The following is a 17,785-nucleotide window of genomic DNA, read 5'->3' as shown; positions in this document are numbered from 1 at the left end:
AGGCGTCCATCAGCCCGCCGGCGCGCGCCGATGCGCATAGGTCGCGTCCAGCTTCTGGCGCAGGTAATCGGCGCCGGTGACCGGGGGGTAGCGCGCTGGGTTGCCGGTCCCGGTGCAGCCAGGCAGCACCGCCACCACCGTCTCCGGATTCGGGTCGAGAAAGAAGGCCGCGGAATAGCGCTCTGCGGCCGGCGCTCGCACGCGATGCGGGGTGGAGACATAGACGTCGTTGGTCCAGCGCATCAGGCAGTCGCCGATATTGCAGACGAAGGCGCCCGGCACCTGCGGCACCTCCTCCCACCCGCCCGCGCGGCGTTTCACCTCCAGCCCCGCCACGCCATCGGTGGCGAGGACGGTGACATTGCCGTAGTCGGTGTGCTCGCCCGCGCCGAGCGCCGCATCGGTGCCGCCGCCGGCCGGGTAGTGGAGCAGGCGCAGCGTCGCCAGCGGGCGGTCCAGCTTGTCCTCGAAGAAGTCTTCTTCAATTCCGAGGTCCAGCGCGAAACCGCGATGCAGCAGCCGGCCCAAGGCCCAGGCGGCGTCGAAATGCGCCAGGATGGCGCTGCGCAACTCTGGCGCGCCCTCCGGCCACAGGTTCACGCCACGGAACGGCTTCTGGGCCAGCACCTCCGGATCGTCCGCCGCCAGGTCGAGGCCAACATTAAAAGCCTCCTTCCGGTCCGCGGGTTTGGTGGGGTCCAGCTGTTCCTCGGAGAGGCCGACATAGCCGCGATTGTGCGGCGAGCGGCGGATGGACACGGCCTGCTTGGCCGCATCCGGCAGGGCGAAGAGCGCCCGCGCCGCGCCGAACAGCCCCTGCGTCACCGCCTCCGGAATGCCGTGGCCGGTGACCAGGAAGAAGCCGGCGCCGCGGCAGGCGGCGCCGAGTTCGGTGGCGACGGCGTGCCGCGCGGCGGGATCTGCGGCGCGCAGCCCCGCCACGTCGATGATCGGCAAGCTATCGGGCATGGCGGAGCCTCCTTCGGCTGCCGCCATGCTGCACGCGGAAAGCGCCGCGCGTGAAGCCGGGGAATCAGCCCGGCAGGCGCCGATCATACTCGGCGCGCAGCCGCAGCCAGTGATCCCAGTGGCGCGGCTTCACCCCACCGCCCGCATCGGCCGCCAGCATGTCGAGATGCGCGTGCCAGCCGGCGCTGACATTCAGCAGCGTCGCGCGATCCTCCACCCGGCGATGGATCACGGTCAGCAGCACCTCGCTTCCCTGCTTCTCCAGCAGGAAGGTCACGCCACCCGTGCTGCCCCAGCTGATGCCGAGCCGGCGCGGCGGGTCCAGCTCCGTGATCTCCACCTGCATCCGGTGCTCCTCCCCAAAGCCTTCGGGGCGGCGCGTCGGCGGGTCGTTCAGCTGCTCGTTGCGCCAGACCAGTTCCGTGGTGGCGCCGAGCCGCAGCTCCATCTCGCCGGCTGCCAGCCAGCGCCGGCGCAGCTCGCTCTCGGTCAGATAGGCCCAGATGCGCTCGATGGGGCCCGGCAGCAGGCGCTGGATGGTGAGCGTGGCAGGCTCGGTGAGCCTGCCATAGGCGTCGAGCGTCATGAGGTCGTTCATCGCTTGTCTCCTTCGGGGGTCCGAGTCCTGCGCGCATCCTCCTCGCGGAGGAGGCGCTCGAGCCCATCCAGCCTCTCGGTCCAGAAGCGCTCGTAGAAGCCGAGCCAGCGATGCGCGCTGGCCAGCGGCCCGGGGGCGAGGCGGCACAGATGGGTGCGGCCGCGCACCTCGCGGTGGATCAGCCCCGCCGCCTCCAGCGCCTTGATGTGCTTGGAGGCCGCGGCCAGCGACATGGCGAAGGGTTTCGCCAGGTCGCCGACCGTGCGCTCGCCCTCGGCCAGGTGGCGCAGCATCTGCCGCCGCGTGGCATCGCCGAGGGCGTGGAAGACAGTATCGAGCTGGGGCGGGGATAATTCAACCATGCAGTTGAATATGCCCAGCCGCCCCAGGATTGTCAACCGAATGGTTGATTGATGCCGCTCAGGCGGCGCGGGCCTGGACCCTCGCCATCTGCGCTCGCGCGAAGGGGCTTTCGGGCTTCGCCGCCAGCCGCCGCGCCGCCAGGTCTCGCGCCGTGCCGCGCTCGCCGGCGCGCAGCGATGCTTCCAGCAGCGTCAGCCAGATCACGTCGCGCTGCGCATTGGATCCGCCGAAGCCGATCGCCAGCCCCGCCACCGGCGCCAGCCGCGCCACCGCCGCCGCATGCGCCCCGCGGTGGAAATCGGCGAAGCCCTCGGCCAGCGGCAGGCCGATGCTGCGGGTGATCCGCGCATTGGTGCCCTGCCCCGTCGCGGCCTGGCGCATTTCGGCCAGCACCTGGTCGGCCAGGGCGGCCCGGCCGGCGCCCAGATGCGCCATCACCGCATGCAGGTCGTTGAAGGCATAGAAGCCGGCACCGCCCGTCCTCTCCCAGGCGGCGGAAACCGCCTCGAAGCGCGTGCCGGTGTCGATGCCGCGCAGCATCAGCCGCCAGAGCATGGCGGAGGCATCCACCAGTTCCAGCGTCACGCTGCCGGCATGCGGCGCGATGGCGCGGTCGTAGATCGCCAGCACCTCCGCCTGCGCGCCGCGCTCCAGGTGATAAAGCGCCAGGTGCCACCAGTTGTGCACGGCGAGCAGGCCGGCGGCGCTCCATTCCGCCTCGCCTGCGGCCAGGAAGGCCGTGCCCTCCTCGTCCCGCCCCTGCATTTCCATCACATGCGCCACCGCATGGGTGGCCCAGGCATCCCGGGGGTTCAGCGCCAGCGCCATCCGCCCGGCGCGTTCCGCCGCGGCATAGGCGCCGCATTCCTCCAACCCGAAGGCCTGCATGCCGAGCAGCCAGGAGAAGCCATCCTCGCCCTCCCGCCAGTCGCGCAGCGCCTGCGTAGGCCGGTCGCGCAGGCCGGCGGCATTGCCGAGGAAGAAGTCGAGGGTATGGGCCAGCTGCAGCGCGCAGAGGTCGCGCGGATGCGCCGCGCTGAGCGCACCGTAGCGGGCCTGGGCCAGTGCCAGGTCACCCTCGCACCAGGCGCGCGCGGCGGCCAGATGCGCCTGCTCCCGCGCATTGGCATGGCGAAGGGCCTCGCCGGCGGCGACGCTGCGCAGGCCTTCCGCGGCGGCCGCGGCCTCGCCGGACATCACCATCAGATTGGCGCGGAAGGCATGGGCCATGGCGAAATCGGGCTGGGCGGCGATGGCGGCATCGGCCTCCGCCAGCGGATCGGCGCGGAAGCCGAGGATCGCCTCCATCCCCTGGTCCAGGCGGTCCACCGCCGCCCGGTTGGTGGTGGACAGCGTATTGCCGTAGCGATCGGTGATATTCATCTCTTCCTACTCACGCGGGATGGGTTGGCGCCGCACGATGGGCTGGCCGGGCAGGCCCGGCGCAGCCCTCGCGGCATTCCCTTGCTGGGGGCGCGCTATGTCGCGGCTTTGCGTTTCATCCCGATTGCAGGGCCCGGGCAAAAACGGTTTCGCCTGCATCTCCTGTGTTGCGCGCGGGTTGGGCTGGCCCGAGGCTGCGGCTAGGCTAGGCCGGTCCAAGAAGGGAAAGCCAGCCCGCCATGACCCAGCCCCCCGCCTTGCCGCAGGATCTCGAGACCGGCAGCTTCGCGCTGCGCCTGATGACGCCGGAAGGGCCCTGCGTCGTCGCGCTGCGGCAGGGCCAGGCCTTCGACATGACCCCCGCCTTCGGCACCGCCAGCGCCTGGTTCAATACCGAGGACCCGCTGGCCGCCATCGCCGCGCGCGGCCGCCCCATGGCGCTGGACCTGCCGGCGGCGTTGGCCAATGCGCATCACGCGGCACAGGATCCGCAAAAGCCCTGGCTGCTGGCGCCGATCGACCTGCAGGTCATCAAGGCCGCCGGCGTCACCTATGTGCGATCCATGCTGGAACGCGTGATCGAGGAGCGCTGCCGCGGCGATGCCAGCCAGGCGGAGGCGATCCGCGCCGAGGTGCGCGGCATGATCGGCGACGACCTGGCGAACCTGGTGCCCGGCAGCCCGGAAGCCGCGCGGGTGAAGGCGGCGCTGGTGGAGAAGGGCTGGTGGAGCCAATACCTGGAGGTTGGCATCGGCCCGGATGCGGAGATCTTCACCAAGGCCCCCGTGCTGTCCGCTGTCGGCCCCGGCGCCAAGGTCGGCGTGCATCCGGTCAGTCAATGGTCCAACCCGGAGCCGGAAGCCGTCATGGTGGTCTCGGCGCAGGGGAAGATCCTCGGGGCCACGCTCGGCAATGACGTGAACCTGCGCGACGTGGAGGGCCGCAGCGCGCTGCTGCTGGGCCGCGCCAAGGACAACAACGCGGCCTGCGCGCTGGGTCCGCTGATCCGCCTGTTCGACGAGGGTTTCACGCTGGAGGATGTGCGCCAGGGCGAACTCACTTTGACCATCACCGGCCGCGACGGCTTCGCGCTGGAGGAAACCGGCCGCATCGGCGTCATCTCCCGCGACCCGACGGAGGTGGTGGGCCAGATGATCGGCGCGCATCACCAGTATCCGGATGGCGCGGTGCTGTTCCTCGGCACGCCCTTCTCGCCATCCAAGGATCGCGGCGCGGCGGGCATGGGCTTCACGCATCACGCCGGCGACGTGGTGCGCATCGCGACGCCGCGCCTCGGCGCGCTGGAGAATGAGGTCGACCGCACGGATTCCTGCCCGCCCTGGCGCTTCGGCATCGGCGCGCTGATGGCCAATCTGGCAAAGCGCGGCTTTCCGCAATGAGGGAGGAAACCGGCCGGCTGGATGGCCGCCTGGCCTGGGCGCGGCTGGACGGGCGCGGCCCCGGCCTGGTCTTCCTGCCGGGGTTTCGCAGCGACATGCAGGGCTCCAAGGCCCTGGCGCTGCGCGACCATTGCGCCGCCACGGGCCGCGCCTTCCTGCGCTTTGACTATTCGGGCCATGGCGAATCGGCGGGGCGATTCGAGGACGGCACCATCGGCCAATGGGCAGCCGATGCGCTCGCCGTCTTCGATGCGCTGACGACGGGGCCGCAGCTGCTGGTCGGCTCCTCCATGGGCGGCTGGATCGGGCTGCTGCTGGCGCGCCAGCGGCGCGACCGCCTGGCGGGCTTCATCGGCCTGGCGCCGGCGCCGGACTTTTCCGAACTGCTGATGTGGCCGGCCTTCTCCGAAGCGCAGCGGGCGGAGCTGATGCAGCGCGGCGTGATCCACCTGCCCAGCCAGTATGGCGAGCCGACGCCGGTGACGCGCGCCCTCATCGAGGACGGCCGCCACCAGTCCGTGCTCTCCGCCCCGCTCGACCTGCCCTGCCCCGTCCGCATCCTGCAGGGCATGGCCGACCCGGACGTGCCCTGGCAGCACGCGCTGCGGCTGGTCGAGGCACTGACCGGCGGCGACGTGCGCCTGCACCTCATCAAGGACGGCGACCACCGCCTGTCACGGCCGGAGGATCTGCGGCTGCTGACCGAGACCGTCGAAAGCCTGCTGGAGCCGCCCGCATGACCCTGACGCTCTTCGGCCACCCCTTCTCCTCCTATACGCAGAAGGTGCTCATCGCGCTGTGGGAGACCGGGAACCAATTCGACTTCCGCAACCTGGATCCGCAGGAGCCCGCCGCGAATCGGGAGGAATGGCAGCGCCGCTGGCCGATGGGAAAATTCCCGCTGCTGCTGGATGGCGACCGCCCGGTGGCGGAGACCAGCATCATCATCGAATACCTGCAGCTGGCGCATCCCGGCGCGAACCGGCTGCTGCCGGCGGATCCGATGCAGGCGCTGGAGGTGCGCTTCCTCGACCGCTTCTTCGACCTGCATGTGATGGATGCCATGCAGGTCGCGGTGGATGCGAAGCTCGGCAAGCTGCCGATGGACCCCGAGGCGGGCCGTGCCATCGCCGCCGCGCGGCTGGACCGCGCCTATGCCTGGCTGGAAGGCACTTTGGCGGGACGCCGCTGGGCCGCCGGCGAGACCTTCACCCTGGCGGACTGCGCCGCCGCGCCGGCGCTGTTCTATGCGGATTGGACGCACCCGATCGCGGAGAGCTTCCCCGTCCTCCGCGCCTATCGCGCCCGGCTGCTGGCGCATCCCTCCGTCGCGCGGGCCGTGGAGGGCGGCCGTCCCTATCGCCACTATTTCCCGCTGGGCGCGCCGGACCGGGACTGAGGCCGCGCCTCAGCCCGCCGCGAGGATCCGCGCCAGCCCCTCCCGATAGGTCGGGCAGCGCCAGGCCAGGCCGAGCGCCGCCTTGGTCTTCGCATTGGCCACCCGGCGATTCTCCGCCCAGAAGGACAGCGCCATGGCCGACATGCCGCGCGCCGCCTCCTCGAACGGAATCGCCGGCGGTGGCGGCAGGCCGAGCAGCCGGGCGGCCTCGGCGATCACCGCCTCATTCGGTGCCGGCTCGTCATCCACCAGGTGCAGCACGCGGATGCCCTGCCCGCCCTGCCGCGCGGCCGTGACCACGGCCAGCGCGATATCGTCCCGGTGGATGCGGCTGAAGGCATGGCCCGGCTTCACCACGCGCCGCGCCGTGCCGCGGCGCAGATCGTCCAGCGGGCTGCGGCCCGGGCCATAGATGCCGCCCACCCGGAACAGGTCCAGCGCCAGGCCCCGCGCCGCCGCCACCGCGCGCCAGGCCTCCTCGGCCCGCAGGCGCAGCACGGATCGCGCCTGGCCGGGCGCGGGGGGCGTCGCCTCATCCACCTCGGCCCCGCCGCGATCCCCATAGACGCCGGTGGTGGAAAGGTAGCCCAGCCAGCGGAGGCCCGGCGCCGCGGCAATAGCCTCGGCATGGGTGGCCAGCACCGGGCAGCCGGCCTCCTCCGGCGCCGCGGTCACCACCAGATGCGTCGCCTGGCGGATCGCCGCGCCGGCTTCCGCGAATCGGACCAGCGCCACGCCCTGCGGCGCCTGGCCGGGCCGCGGTTCGCGCGCGGTGCCGGCCACCGCGAAGCCAGCTTCCGCCGCCTCTGCCGCGATGGCCGAACCGGAATAGCCCAGACCCGCCACAACCATCCGCATCCCGATACATCCTCCCGATGCCGTAACTGGCGCCGCGTCCCGCCCATGGGTAGGATCGGATGCCATGCGACGCCAGACCCGCACCGTCCTTCTCGGCGCCTTCGCCGCCGCCGCGATCACGGCGCTGGGCGCGGTCGCCTGGGTCACCGTCACCCCAACCCCGGCGCAGACCGCCGAGGACAGCCTGCCGACGCCGCCGGAGCCGCCGCGCCTGGCGGACGGGCCGGATTACGAGCGCTGCATCGCCCTGCTGCGCAGCGACCCGGAAGCCGCCCGCGTCTTCGCCGCGGAATGGGACGCCCGCGGCGGCGGGGATGGCGCGCGGCACTGCCAGGCGCTGGCGCTGCTGGCACTGGGCGAGCCCGCCTCCGCCGCGCAGCGGCTGGAGACGCTGGCCACGCGGTCCCAGGCCAGCAACCCGGCCCGCGCCGCGGTCTATGCCCAGGCCACCCAGGCCTGGCTGATGGCCGGCGAGGCCAATCGTGCCTATGGCGCCGCCACCCTGGCGCTGACCCTCTCGCCCGAGGATGTGGACTTGCTGGTGGACCGCGCCGTGGCGCTCGGCAGCCTGTCCCGCTACCAGGAGGCGATCGAGGACCTGGACCGTGCTTTGGTGCTGGCCCCGGAGCGGGCGGAAGCGCTGGTCTTCCGCGCCGCCGCCCAGCGCCACCTGGACCGGGTGGAGCTTTCCGCCCGCGATATCGACCGCGCCCTGGCGATCGACCCGCAGAATCCGGAGGCGCTGCTGGAGCGCGGCATCATCCGCCAGCTGCGCGGCGATACCGCCGGCGCGCGGGAGGATTGGGAACGCGCCATCGCCATGGCGCCGAATTCCGCGACGGCGGACCTGGCCGCGCAGAACCTGGCGCTGAACGAAGCGGGACCGGCGCGGCGCTAGAGCGCCTCAGAAGGCCAGCGGCGCGGCGGGGCTGCGGCCGTACAGGCCGCGCCGCAGCTCGGCGCGCGCGGCCAGGGTGAAGGCATCCACCCGGTCGAGGAAGGTCGTCTGTTCGGCGCTGCGCATGCCATCGGACCAGTTGCCGGCATTGCGCGCAGTGCCGGTGGCATAGGCGGCGGGGGCGAAGCGGTAGTCCACCTGCAGCAGGTGCATGCCCTCGGAGAGCACCACCTGCCCCACGATCCAGCGCGGCGGGATGAAGCCAGGGCGATCCTCGCCCAGCGTATAGAGGCTGCGGACCCAATCAGGCGTGGTGGGGCCGGCGCCGGCGCCCTGGTTCAACAGCCCGCGACAATCCAGATTACCCTGGACCGCCACCTCGATGTGCCGGCGCAGCGTGTCGGCGCGGGTGCAGACCCCATGCGGCGTCCAGACCTGACCCACTTCCGTCGCCGCGCTCGCGAGGATCACGCCGGCCGCGCGGCCGCCGACCTCCTGCAGCAGGACGGTGCGGTGCAGCGTGGTGGGGGTTGTCAGCTCCCGGCTTCGGCCCGGCTTGACGTCCTGGAAGATCACCCGCCAGGGCCCCGGCGGCAGCGCCACCACCTTTCCGCCGAGGGTATAGGACCCCTCCACCACCTGCGCGGCTGCGGCGCCCCACCCCATCCACAAAGCCAGCAGGGGCACAAGGCACAGGCGCAGCATGGGGGGCCTCCGGGCTCGATCCGATCAAGTATACGGACCGTTCCGGAAACCGTGCAAATGACCGCTTAGAAGTCCAGGTCGTCGTAATGCGGCGGCGGCACCACGCCGGTCACGCGGTCGCCGAGCAGCGGGCGGAAGCTGGGGCGGGACTTCACCCGCGCATACCAGTCCTTCGCCGCATCCGAGATGCTCCAATCCACATCACCGATATAGTCCAGCGCCGAGAGCTGCGCCGCGGCGGCAAGATCCGCCAGCCCCATCTGCGGCCCGGCCAGCCAGGCCCGCGTCTCCGCCAGCCAGCCGATATATTCGAGATGCGGCTTCAGGTTGGCATAGCCGGCGCGGATCGCGGTGGCATCCGGATTGCCGCGGCCGAGCACCCGCTTCATCTGCTTCTCGAAGACCAGGTTGCGGGTGACCTCGGTGTAGAACTTCTGGTCGAACCAGGCGACCAGCCGCCGCACCTCCGCCCGCTCGCCCAGCGTGCGGCCGAGCAGCGGCGTGTCCGGATAGGCCTCGTCCAGATATTCGCAGATCGCATAGGAATCCGCGATGAACAGCCCATTGGCTTCCTGCAGCACGGGCACGGTGCCGGCCGGGTTGACCGCCATGAACTCCTCCCGCCTCTCCCAGACGCGTTCGACCCGGAGGTCGAAGGGAAGGCGCTTCTCGGCCAAAGCGAGCCGGACTTTGCGGGCGAAGGGGGAGAGGGGAAGGTGAAAAAGGATCCGCATGCGTGCCGATATTTGAGACGGCCGCGAATATTGCACGCGACGCCCGGCGGGCCAACCCGCGGGCATGGGCTCAACTTCGGGTGGGTGCGGCATCCAGCGCGGCGGCGATGGCCTGCCACATCGGCTTGCGGCGCATGCCATCATCGAAGGGCAGCGGGCGCGGCTGCGCCGTGTCGCGCCGGCGGTGTTCCGGCAGCAGGCCGCGGCGGATCCAGGAATGGCGGTCGGTCAGGCCCCAGGTGACCACGCTGCGCACCGCGGGCTCGGCCAGCGTCGCGTCCAGGAAGCGGCGCACCAGATCCGCCGCCGCCGCATCGCGCGGGCCGGCGGCCGCCGGCAGGGCGGCGCAGTTCACATCCAGCTCCGTCACCTCGACGGTCAGGCCCAGCGCCACGACCTCCGCCAGGAAGGCGCGCCATTCGCCGGCTTCGAAGGGCTGGCCGGCCTGCAGATGCGCCTGCACCCCCAGCACCTGCACCGGCGCGCCGGCCTGGCGCAGCGCGCGCAGCAGGCCGAGCACGCCGAGCCGCCGGCGGCGCGACCAGAGCGTCGCATGCTCGATGCCGAAGTCGTTATAAGCGAGGCGCGCGGCAGGGTCCGCCGCGCGGGCGATGTGGAAAGCCTGCGGGATATAGTCCGGCCCCATGCGGTTCAGCAGCCAGGTGCGGCGCAGGAAATCGCCCCGGCCGTGCTCCGGCGCCACCGCCTCGTTCACCACATCCCAGGTGGCGACCTGGCCACGCCAGCGCAGCACCGTCTCATCCACATGGCGCGCCATGGCGGCGGCGGTGCCGCGGGCGGAAAGGTCGCTGAGCCAGCGTGGCTCGCTTTCGTGCCAGACCAGCGTGTGGCCGCGCACGGCCATGCGGTGGCGGCGCGCGAAGGCCATGAGTAGTTCGGCGCGGCGATAGTCGCGATTGCCGGCGGTGGGCTCCAGCTGCGACCACTTCATCTCGTATTCGGCAACCAGCAACCCGCATTCCGCCTGAAAGGCGGCCAGCAGATCGGGCTCCGCCATCTGCCGCGTGCTGAGCGCCGCGCCGAAGGCCAGGCCCTTGACCGCCGCCCGCGCCTGCAGGCCGGCGCCGGTTGCGCCCCCGGCCGAAGGCGCCACCACCGGCTGCGCCGAGGCACAGCCGGGCAGTGCGAGCGCCAGCAGCGCGCGCCGGGTCGTCGCCAAGGTCACTCGGCGGCGACGGCCAGCGCTTCCTCCATCGGCTGCGGCAGGTAGCGGGCATAGTCCTTCGGCACGACGTGCCAGAAGTTCAGCCTTTCCTGCGCCCAGTCGTTCAGCAGGCGGGCGGCGAAGGGGCTGCCCGTCTCCTCCACATGCCGCGCCACATATTCGCGCAGCACCTCGTCCCAATGGGCGGAGGCGCCGATGCGGCGCCAGCGCAGCGTCTCGGCATTCACCCGCCGCTCGAAGGCGCCGTCCGCGTCGTAGAGGAAGGCCATGCCGCCGGTGAAGCCGGCGCCAAAGTTGTCGCCGACCGCGCCGAGGCAGACCACCGTGCCGCCCGTCATGTATTCGCAGCCATTGGCGCCCATGCCCTCGACCACCGCCAGCGCGCCGGAATTGCGCACGGCGAAACGTTCGCCCGCCTGGCCCGCGGCGAACAGCGCCCCGCCGGTCGCGCCATAGAGGCAGGTATTGCCGACGATGGCATTGTCCCGCCAGACGAGGCCGGAGGACGGCGCCGGCCGCACCACGATCGTACCGCCCGAAAGCCCCTTGCCGACATAGTCATTAGCATCGCCGAAGACTTCCAGCTTCAGGCCGCGCACCGCGAAGGCGCCGAGCGACTGGCCGGCGGAGCCGCGCAGCCGCACCGTCAGATGGCCGCGCTGCAGCCCCTCCATCCCGAACTTGCGCACGATCTTGGAGGAGATCTTCGTGCCGATGGCGCGATGCGTGTTCCGGATATTGTAGGCCAGCTGCATCTTCTCGCCACGCTCGAACAGCGCCGCGGCGTCGCGGATCATGTCGGCATCCAGCGTCTCCGGCACCTCGTTGCGGCCTTCCAGCGTGCAATAGGCGGCATGCGCGCCGGAATCGGCCTTCACCAGCAGCGGGTTCAGGTCGAGGTCGTCCAGATCCTCCGCGCCACGGCTGACCTGGCGCAGCAGGTCGGTGCGGCCGATCACATCGGTCAGCTTGCGGAAGCCGAGGCCGGCGAGGATTTCCCGCACCTCCTCCGCCACGAAGCTGAACAGGTTGATGACCTTCTCGGGCGTGCCCGCAAACTTCTGCCTCAATGCCTCGTCCTGGGTGCAGACGCCGACGGGGCAGGTGTTGCTGTGGCACTGGCGGACCATGATGCAGCCCATGGCGACGAGGGACGCCGTGCCGATGCCGAATTCCTCGGCACCGAGCATGGCGGCGATCACCACGTCCCGCCCGGTCTTCAGCCCGCCATCGGTGCGCAGCTTCACGCGATGCCGCAGCCGGTTGAGCATCAGCACCTGATGCGTCTCGGACAGCCCCATCTCCCAGGGCAGGCCGGCATGCTTGATGGAGGAAACGGGCGAGGCGCCGGTGCCGCCGGAATGACCGGAGACCAGGATCGCATCCGCCTTCGCCTTGGCAACGCCGGCGGCGATAGTGCCGATGCCGGAGCGTGCCACCAGCTTCACGCAGACGGTGGCCTCGGGGTTGATCTGCTTCAGGTCGTAGATGAGCTGCGCCAGATCCTCGATCGAATAGATGTCGTGGTGCGGCGGGGGCGAGATCAGCATCACGCCCGGCGTGGAATGCCGCAGCTTGGCGATCAGCTCGGTCACCTTGAAGCCGGGCAGCTGCCCGCCCTCGCCGGGCTTGGCGCCCTGCGCGACCTTGATCTCGATCTCCTTGCAGTTGTTCAGGTATTCGGCGGTGACGCCGAAGCGGCCCGAGGCGATCTGCTTGATGGCGGAATTGGCATTGTCGCCATTGCGGCGCGGCCGCGCGCGCGCGGGGTCCTCGCCACCCTCGCCGCTGTCGGAACGGGCGCCGATGCGGTTCATGGCGATGGAAAGCGTCTCATGCGCCTCCGGGCTCAAGGCGCCGAGGGAGATGCCGGGCGCGACAAGGCGCTTGCGGATTTCGGTGATGCTCTCGACTTCCTCCAGCGAGACGGGCACGCGCCCCTCGCCGCGGAAATCCAGCAGGTCGCGCAGCGCCACCGGCGGCAGCTTGCGCACACCTTCGGAGTAGCGCTTGAAGGTCTGGTAGCTGTCCGTCTCCACCGCCTTCTGCAGCGTGTGGATCAAGGACCCGTCGAAGGCGTGGTTCTCGCCGCGCTTGCGCAGCTTATACAGGCCGCCCACCGGCAGCGTCACCGCATCCGCATCCCAGGCCTTGGCATGCAGCGCCAGCACGCGTCGCGCGATGCCGGACAGGCCGATGCCGGAAATGCGGGAGGCGACGCCCGGGAAGAACTCCGCGACCAGGGCACGGGACAGCCCGATCGCCTCGAAGTTCATGCCGCCGCGGTAGCTGCTGATGACGGAAATGCCCATCTTGGACATCACCTTCAGCAGCCCCTTGTCCACCGCCTTCTTGTAGCGCGCGACGCAATCCTTCAGCGACAGCTCGCCGAACAGTCCGCGGCGATGCCGGTCCGCGATGCTCTCCTGCGCCAGATAGGCGTTCACCGTGGTGGCGCCGGCGCCGATCAGCACGGCGATGTAGTGAACATCGATGGATTCGGCGCAGCGCAGGTTCAGGCTGGTGAAGGTGCGCAGCGAGTTCTTCACCAGATGCGTATGCACGCCGCCGACGGCCAGGATCATCGGGATGGCGGCGCGCTCCGCCCCCTGCCCTTCATCCGTCAGGATCACATGCGCGCAGCCGCTGCGCACGCCCTCCTCCGCCTCGCGCCGGATGCGCTCGATGCCCCGGCGCAGGCCGGCCTCGCCTTCCGCCACCGGGAAGGTGCAGTCCACGACGCAGGCGGTGTCGCCCATATAGGCGCGCATGGCGGCGAATTCCGCGTTGGACAGCACGGGGCTGTCCAGCATCAGCATGTCGCACTGGGTCGGATCCTCGTCGAGGATATTGCCCAGATTGCCAAGGCGGGTCTTCAGCGACATCACCCGCGTCTCCCGCAGGCTGTCGATCGGCGGGTTGGTGACCTGGCTGAAGCTCTGGCGGAAATAGTGGTGCAGGCCGCGATACTGGGACGACAGAACGGCGATGGGCGTGTCGTCGCCCATGCTGCCCACCGCTTCGCTGGCATCCTCCACCATCGGGTGCAGGATCGTCTCCAGCTCCTCCAGCGTATAGCCGACCGCAAGCTGGCGGCGGCGCAGCGCCTCCCCGGTCAGCTCCGCCTGCTCATCCGCGCCGGCCTTGACGATGCCGTCGATGCGCGTGGTGCGGCTGGTCCAGTCGCCGAAGGGCTTGCTGGAGCTGAGCTGGTCCTTCAGCTCCGTATCGCCGTAGAAGCGGCCGGTGGCGAGTTCCACGCCGACGCATTGGCCGGGGCCGACGCGGCCCTTGGCCAGGATGCGGTCCTCGGCGATCTTCACCATGCCGGTCTCGGAGCCGATGACCAGGATGCCGTCATGCGTGACGGTGTAGCGCATCGGGCGCAGGCCGTTGCGGTCGAGCCCGCCGATCACCCACTTGCCGTCCGTCGCCGCGATCGCCGCCGGGCCGTCCCAGGGCTCCATCACCGCATTGCAGTACAGGAAGAATTCGCGATGCGCGTCCGGCATGGTCGCGTTGCTGCCCAGGCTTTCCGGGATCAGCATGGACTTCGCCATCGGCGCGCTGCGGCCACCGCGCACCAGCAGCTCGAAGACATTGTCGAGCGTCGCGGTGTCGGAGCCACCGGCCTGCACCACCGGCTTGATGTCGTCCATGAAGGGATCGAGCAGCGGATGCGCCAGCCGCGTCTCGTGCGACTTCATCCAGTTGATATTGCCGTGGACGGTGTTGATCTCGCCGTTATGCGCGAGCATGCGGAAGGGCTGCGCCAGGCGCCAGGTCGGGAAGGTGTTGGTCGAGTAGCGCTGGTGATAGATGGCGAAGCGGCTGACGAAGCGCACGTCGAGCAGGTCGGGGTAGAATTCCGTCAGGCTCTCGGCCAGGAACATGCCCTTGTAGACGATGGACCGGCAGGACAGGGAGCAGAGGTACAGCTCCGGAATCTGCGCCGCGATGGCCTGCTTCTCGATCCGCCGGCGGATCACGAACATGTCGCGCTCGTAGGTGTCCTCGTCCACGCCGCGCGGATTCCAGATCAGGATCTGCTCGATCTCGGGCCGCGTCGCATTGGCCTTCTCGCCGATGCAGGCGACGTCGATCGGCACCTGGCGCCAGGAATAGATGCTGTAGCCGGCGGCGAGGATCTCGGTCTCGACGATCTGGCGGCAGCGTTCCTGCGCGCCTAGGTCGGTCTTCGGCAGGAAGACCATGCCCACCGCGATACGGCCCGGCCGCAACCGGTCACCGCCGCGCTCCACCACTTCCGCGAAGAAGTCCTGCGGGATCTCGATATGGATGCCGGCGCCGTCGCCGGTCTTGCCATCCGCATCCACCGCGCCGCGATGCCACACGGCCTTCAGCGCATCGATGCCGGCCTGCACCACCTTTCGATGCGCCTGGCCATCCAGCGAGGCGACGAGGCCGACGCCGCAGGCATCGTGCTCGGTCAGGTCGATCTGGCCCTCGGAGGAAAGCAGCGCGTGCTGGGTGCGGTAGTCCTGGACGTAATCGGCCATGGTCGTCACTCCGCCGCCACGGCGAGCGCCGCGGTCTTCTGCTCGATGTAGCTGTGCATGGTCTCGGCCGCGTCGCGCCCGTCGCGGATCGCCCAGACCACCAGGGACGCACCGCGCACGATATCGCCGGCGGCGAAGACGCCCGGCAGCGCCGTCATCATCGTGCGGTGGTCCACCTTCAGCGTGCCCCACTTCGTCACCGGCAGGCCCGGCTCGTTGAAGGCGGTGGGCAGGTCCTCGGGGTCGAAGCCGAGCGCCATGATGACCAGGTCCGCCGGCAGGTCGAAGCTGCTGCCCGGAATCGGCTGCACCTGCTGGCGCCCAGTCGCATCCGGCAGGCCGAGATGCATGCGCTGCGCGCGCACAGCGGTGACGCTGGCTTCACCCAGGAAGGCTTCCGGCGCACCGAGCCATTCGAAGACCACGCCCTCTTCCTCGGCGTTGTACACTTCGCGCATGGAGCCCGGCATATTCGCCTTGTCGCGGCGATAGAGGCAGGTGACAGAGGTCGCACCCTGGCGCACCGCGGTGCGAACGCAGTCCATCGCGGTATCGCCGCCGCCGATGACCACCACGCGCTTGCCGGCGGCATTCATCGCGCCGCTGGCCATGCCGGGCACATTCTCGCCGAGGCCGGCGCGGTTGGAGGCGGTGAGGTAGTCGAGCGCCGGGACGATGCCGGGCAGGCCGATGCCGGGCGCCTTCATGTCGCGCGCCTTGTAGACGCCGGTCGCGATCAGCACGGCGTCGTGCTTCACGCGCAGCTCCTCCAGGCTGATGTCCTGGCCCACGGCGACGTTCAGGTGGAAGTGGATGCCGCCTTCCTCGAACTGCTTCCAGCGGCGCAGCACCACCTCCTTCTCCAGCTTGAAGTTGGGGATGCCGTAGATCATCAGCCCGCCGACGCGGTCGTAGCGGTCATAGACATGCACCTGGTAGCCGCGCATGCGCAGCCGCTCCGCCGCCGCCAGCCCGCCGGGGCCCGCGCCGATGATGCCGACGCTCTGCGCCAGCTCCCGCCGCGGCTTCGGCGCCTTCACCCAGCCCATCTCCCAGGCCGTATCGGTGATGTACTTCTCCACCGACCCGATGGTGACCGAGCCAAAATCCTTCTCGATGACGCAGTTGCCTTCGCAGAGGCGGTCCTGCGGGCAGATGCGGCCGCAGATTTCGGGGAAGGTGTTGGTGGCGGAGGAGACCTCATAGGCCTCCTCCAGCCGCCCTTCCGCGGTCAGCTTCAGCCAGTCCGGGATGTTGTTGTTGAGCGGGCAATGCACCTGGCAGAAGGGCACGCCGCACTGGCTGCAGCGGCTGGACTGCGCCTTCGCCGCCTCGGGCGCGAATTCCTGGTAGATCTCGCCGAAATCCTCACGACGCAGCGTGGCCGGGCGCTTGTCCGGCTGGTGCTGGTCGAGGCGCACGAATTGCAGCATCCGATCGGCCATGGCGGCGAGGCTCCTCACTCGCGCACGACCATCCGGCGGCGGCGCGGGGACTGCCTCCTACACCAGCCGCGCAACGGATGCGAGTCCGTTTTGCGCCGCAATGACAGTCTTGCTGTCCTATATCCGACGATTCCTTACCAGGCCCCTGATCGGCGAGATGGACCTCGCCGATAAAGGGACCGAAGCGGCCTTAGGCCGTGGCGAGGTCCCGCCGCCCGCCACCGACGCGGTAGCGACGCAGATAGGCTGGCACCACCGCCTCCACCGACTTCGGCGCGATCCCCAGTTCCGCCAGCCCCGGCACGCCGGCCGCCGCCACATTGTCCCGCCCCAGCAGCAGCAGCTGGTCGCGCGTCAGCGCCGGATTCGGCAGCTTCTCCAGCAGCCCGGCCTGGAAGCGCATGAAGCCCATCGGCATCTCCAGCATCCGGCGGCGCCGCCGCGTGGTCTCCAGGATGAAGCGCAGCACCTCGCGCATCGTCATCACCCGCGGCCCGCCGAGCTCATAGGTGGTGCCCAGGGCCGCGTCGGACTCCAGCGCCACCATCACCGCATCCGCCACGTCGCCCACGAAGACCGGCTGGAAGCGGCTGGCGCCGGAAACCACCGGCATGAAGGGCAGCATCTGCGCCATGCCGGCGAAGCGGTTGAAGAACTGGTCCTCCGGCCCGAAGACGACGGAGGGACGCAGGATGGTGGCCTGCGGGAAGGCCGCGCGCACCGCCGCCTCCCCCTGCGCCTTGCTGCGGGCATAGAGGCTGTCGCTGGCCGCATCGGCCCCGATGGCGGAGATATGCACCATGCGGCGCGCGCCGGCGCGGGCGGCGGCCTCGGCGATCAGCCCCGGCGCTTCCCCCTGCACCCGGGCGAAGTCGCCGGGGCGGCGCTCATACAGGATGCCCACCAGGTTGATGACCACATCCGCGCCCTGCACGGCGCGAGCCAGCGCGGCTGGATCGGTGACGGAGACCTGCAGCGGCACGATCTGGCCGACGCGGCCCTGGGTGGTCAGGAAGCGCGTGCCCGCCGGGTCGCGCGTCGCCACCCGCACCACATAGCCCTGCGCCGCCAGCCGCTGCACCACATAGCGTCCGATGAAGCCGGCGCCGCCGAACACCGTCGCCACCTTGCGATCTCGCTCCACCTGCATCACCCGTGCTCCATATCCATTGGCCCTATCCACTGGCCTCGCGCTGCCGGACCATATGGGCCGCGCTGGGCTGCGCCAAGCGATGTCCACAGCATTGCAGCTTTCCTGAAAGAATTCCGCACACCCCCCGCTTGACGGGTCCGGGGGCCGCCCGTAAACCCCGCCGCACGTCGGAAG

Annotated in this window: 15 protein-coding genes; 4 read left to right on the top strand and 11 right to left on the bottom strand. The window is 70.4% G+C overall.

What is annotated here, in order from left to right:
- Positions 1 to 9: 9 nt before the first annotated feature.
- The 4 genes from J3S20_RS06475 to J3S20_RS06460 all read right to left on the bottom strand — a co-directional run bounded on the left by J3S20_RS06475 (position 10) and on the right by J3S20_RS06460 (position 3,313).
- Positions 10 to 969, bottom strand: a complete 960-nt coding sequence (locus J3S20_RS06475) for an isopenicillin N synthase family dioxygenase (protein WP_216835610.1) — start codon at positions 967 to 969, stop codon at positions 10 to 12.
- Between the two features lie 64 nt (positions 970 to 1,033).
- Complete coding sequence (locus J3S20_RS06470; RefSeq protein ID WP_216835607.1) at positions 1,034 to 1,567, bottom strand: SRPBCC family protein; 534 nt, start codon at positions 1,565 to 1,567, stop codon at positions 1,034 to 1,036.
- Positions 1,564 to 1,929, bottom strand: a complete 366-nt coding sequence (locus J3S20_RS06465; RefSeq protein ID WP_216835605.1) for an ArsR/SmtB family transcription factor — start codon at positions 1,927 to 1,929, stop codon at positions 1,564 to 1,566. Before J3S20_RS06465 ends, J3S20_RS06470 begins: the two co-directional genes overlap by 4 nt.
- Positions 1,930 to 1,987: 58 nt before the next feature.
- Complete coding sequence (locus tag J3S20_RS06460) at positions 1,988 to 3,313, bottom strand: tetratricopeptide repeat protein (protein WP_216835604.1); 1,326 nt, start codon at positions 3,311 to 3,313, stop codon at positions 1,988 to 1,990.
- 239 nt (positions 3,314 to 3,552) lie between these two features.
- On the opposite strand from J3S20_RS06460, the gene J3S20_RS06455 reads away from it, so the two are divergent.
- From J3S20_RS06455 to J3S20_RS06445, 3 genes are read left to right on the top strand one after another with little or no spacing between them, the layout of a single operon-like run.
- Complete coding sequence (locus J3S20_RS06455; RefSeq protein WP_216835602.1) at positions 3,553 to 4,713, top strand: fumarylacetoacetate hydrolase family protein; 1,161 nt, start codon at positions 3,553 to 3,555, stop codon at positions 4,711 to 4,713.
- Positions 4,710 to 5,453: an alpha/beta hydrolase gene (locus J3S20_RS06450; RefSeq protein ID WP_216835600.1), complete on the top strand. Its 744-nt coding sequence runs from the start codon at positions 4,710 to 4,712 to the stop codon at positions 5,451 to 5,453. The genes J3S20_RS06455 and J3S20_RS06450 overlap by 4 nt, the downstream gene beginning before the upstream one ends.
- Entirely contained in the window at positions 5,450 to 6,112 is a 663-nt protein-coding gene (locus J3S20_RS06445; RefSeq protein ID WP_216835598.1) for a glutathione S-transferase family protein, read from the top strand. The genes J3S20_RS06450 and J3S20_RS06445 overlap by 4 nt, the downstream gene beginning before the upstream one ends.
- A gap of 9 nt (positions 6,113 to 6,121) precedes the next feature.
- Here the strand turns inward: J3S20_RS06445 and J3S20_RS06440 are convergent, their stop codons facing one another.
- Positions 6,122 to 6,970 (bottom strand): Rossmann-fold NAD(P)-binding domain-containing protein, encoded by an 849-nt coding sequence (locus tag J3S20_RS06440; RefSeq protein ID WP_246602465.1) that lies wholly within the window; start codon positions 6,968 to 6,970, stop codon positions 6,122 to 6,124.
- A gap of 64 nt (positions 6,971 to 7,034) precedes the next feature.
- On the opposite strand from J3S20_RS06440, the gene J3S20_RS06435 reads away from it, so the two are divergent.
- Entirely contained in the window at positions 7,035 to 7,868 is an 834-nt protein-coding gene (locus J3S20_RS06435) for a tetratricopeptide repeat protein (RefSeq protein ID WP_216835596.1), read from the top strand.
- Between the two features lie 6 nt (positions 7,869 to 7,874).
- Here J3S20_RS06435 and J3S20_RS06430 read toward each other — a convergent pair whose 3' ends face one another.
- The 6 genes from J3S20_RS06430 to J3S20_RS06405 form a co-directional block, all read right to left on the bottom strand.
- The gene (locus J3S20_RS06430) at positions 7,875 to 8,573 is read right to left on the bottom strand and encodes a hypothetical protein (RefSeq protein WP_216835594.1); all 699 of its coding nucleotides are present in this window, start codon (positions 8,571 to 8,573) and stop codon (positions 7,875 to 7,877) included.
- Positions 8,574 to 8,638: 65 nt separating this feature from the next.
- The gene (fzlA, locus tag J3S20_RS06425; RefSeq protein WP_216835592.1) at positions 8,639 to 9,307 is read right to left on the bottom strand and encodes an FtsZ-binding protein FzlA; all 669 of its coding nucleotides are present in this window, start codon (positions 9,305 to 9,307) and stop codon (positions 8,639 to 8,641) included.
- A gap of 70 nt (positions 9,308 to 9,377) precedes the next feature.
- Positions 9,378 to 10,493, bottom strand: a complete 1,116-nt coding sequence (locus tag J3S20_RS06420) for an endo-1,4-beta-xylanase (RefSeq protein WP_216835590.1) — start codon at positions 10,491 to 10,493, stop codon at positions 9,378 to 9,380.
- Positions 10,490 to 15,013 carry a glutamate synthase large subunit gene (gene gltB / locus J3S20_RS06415; RefSeq protein WP_216835588.1) on the bottom strand — a complete coding sequence of 1,508 codons (4,524 nt, stop codon included), beginning with the start codon at positions 15,011 to 15,013 and terminating at the stop codon, positions 10,490 to 10,492. Before gltB ends, J3S20_RS06420 begins: the two co-directional genes overlap by 4 nt.
- Before the next feature lie 5 nt (positions 15,014 to 15,018).
- A complete protein-coding gene (locus J3S20_RS06410) occupies positions 15,019 to 16,458 on the bottom strand; it encodes an NAD(P)-dependent oxidoreductase (RefSeq protein ID WP_216835586.1) in 1,440 nt (479 codons plus the stop codon).
- A 190-nt stretch (positions 16,459 to 16,648) separates the two neighbouring features.
- Positions 16,649 to 17,608, bottom strand: coding sequence for a complex I NDUFA9 subunit family protein (locus tag J3S20_RS06405; protein WP_216835584.1), 960 nt, complete (start codon positions 17,606 to 17,608; stop codon positions 16,649 to 16,651).
- Positions 17,609 to 17,785 lie beyond the last annotated feature (177 nt).

The sequence above is a fragment of the Falsiroseomonas tokyonensis genome, assembly GCF_019024325.1.
GTDB classification, from domain to species: Bacteria; Pseudomonadota; Alphaproteobacteria; order Acetobacterales; family Acetobacteraceae; genus Falsiroseomonas; species Falsiroseomonas tokyonensis.
Note: the sequence above shows the minus strand (reverse complement) of the source record. Positions and strands in the feature narration are given on the sequence as shown.

Excerpts from the sequence above, each read along its gene's own strand:
- fzlA (WP_216835592.1), bottom strand. The coding sequence starts at position 9,307 with ATGCGGATCCTTTTTCACCTTCCCCTCTCCCCCTTCGCCCGCAAAGTC.
- J3S20_RS06470 (WP_216835607.1), bottom strand. The coding sequence starts at position 1,567 with ATGAACGACCTCATGACGCTCGACGCCTATGGCAGGCTCACCGAGCCT.
- gltB (WP_216835588.1), bottom strand. The coding sequence starts at position 15,013 with ATGGCCGATTACGTCCAGGACTACCGCACCCAGCACGCGCTGCTTTCC.
- J3S20_RS06430 (WP_216835594.1), bottom strand. The coding sequence starts at position 8,573 with ATGCTGCGCCTGTGCCTTGTGCCCCTGCTGGCTTTGTGGATGGGGTGG.
- J3S20_RS06440 (WP_246602465.1), bottom strand. The coding sequence starts at position 6,970 with ATGCGGATGGTTGTGGCGGGTCTGGGCTATTCCGGTTCGGCCATCGCG.
- J3S20_RS06435 (WP_216835596.1), top strand. The coding sequence starts at position 7,035 with ATGCGACGCCAGACCCGCACCGTCCTTCTCGGCGCCTTCGCCGCCGCC.
- J3S20_RS06455 (WP_216835602.1), top strand. The coding sequence starts at position 3,553 with ATGACCCAGCCCCCCGCCTTGCCGCAGGATCTCGAGACCGGCAGCTTC.
- J3S20_RS06410 (WP_216835586.1), bottom strand. The coding sequence starts at position 16,458 with ATGGCCGATCGGATGCTGCAATTCGTGCGCCTCGACCAGCACCAGCCG.
- J3S20_RS06460 (WP_216835604.1), bottom strand. The coding sequence starts at position 3,313 with ATGAATATCACCGATCGCTACGGCAATACGCTGTCCACCACCAACCGG.
- J3S20_RS06405 (WP_216835584.1), bottom strand. The coding sequence starts at position 17,608 with ATGCAGGTGGAGCGAGATCGCAAGGTGGCGACGGTGTTCGGCGGCGCC.
- J3S20_RS06475 (WP_216835610.1), bottom strand. The coding sequence starts at position 969 with ATGCCCGATAGCTTGCCGATCATCGACGTGGCGGGGCTGCGCGCCGCA.
- J3S20_RS06450 (WP_216835600.1), top strand. The coding sequence starts at position 4,710 with ATGAGGGAGGAAACCGGCCGGCTGGATGGCCGCCTGGCCTGGGCGCGG.
- J3S20_RS06445 (WP_216835598.1), top strand. The coding sequence starts at position 5,450 with ATGACCCTGACGCTCTTCGGCCACCCCTTCTCCTCCTATACGCAGAAG.
- J3S20_RS06465 (WP_216835605.1), bottom strand. The coding sequence starts at position 1,929 with ATGGTTGAATTATCCCCGCCCCAGCTCGATACTGTCTTCCACGCCCTC.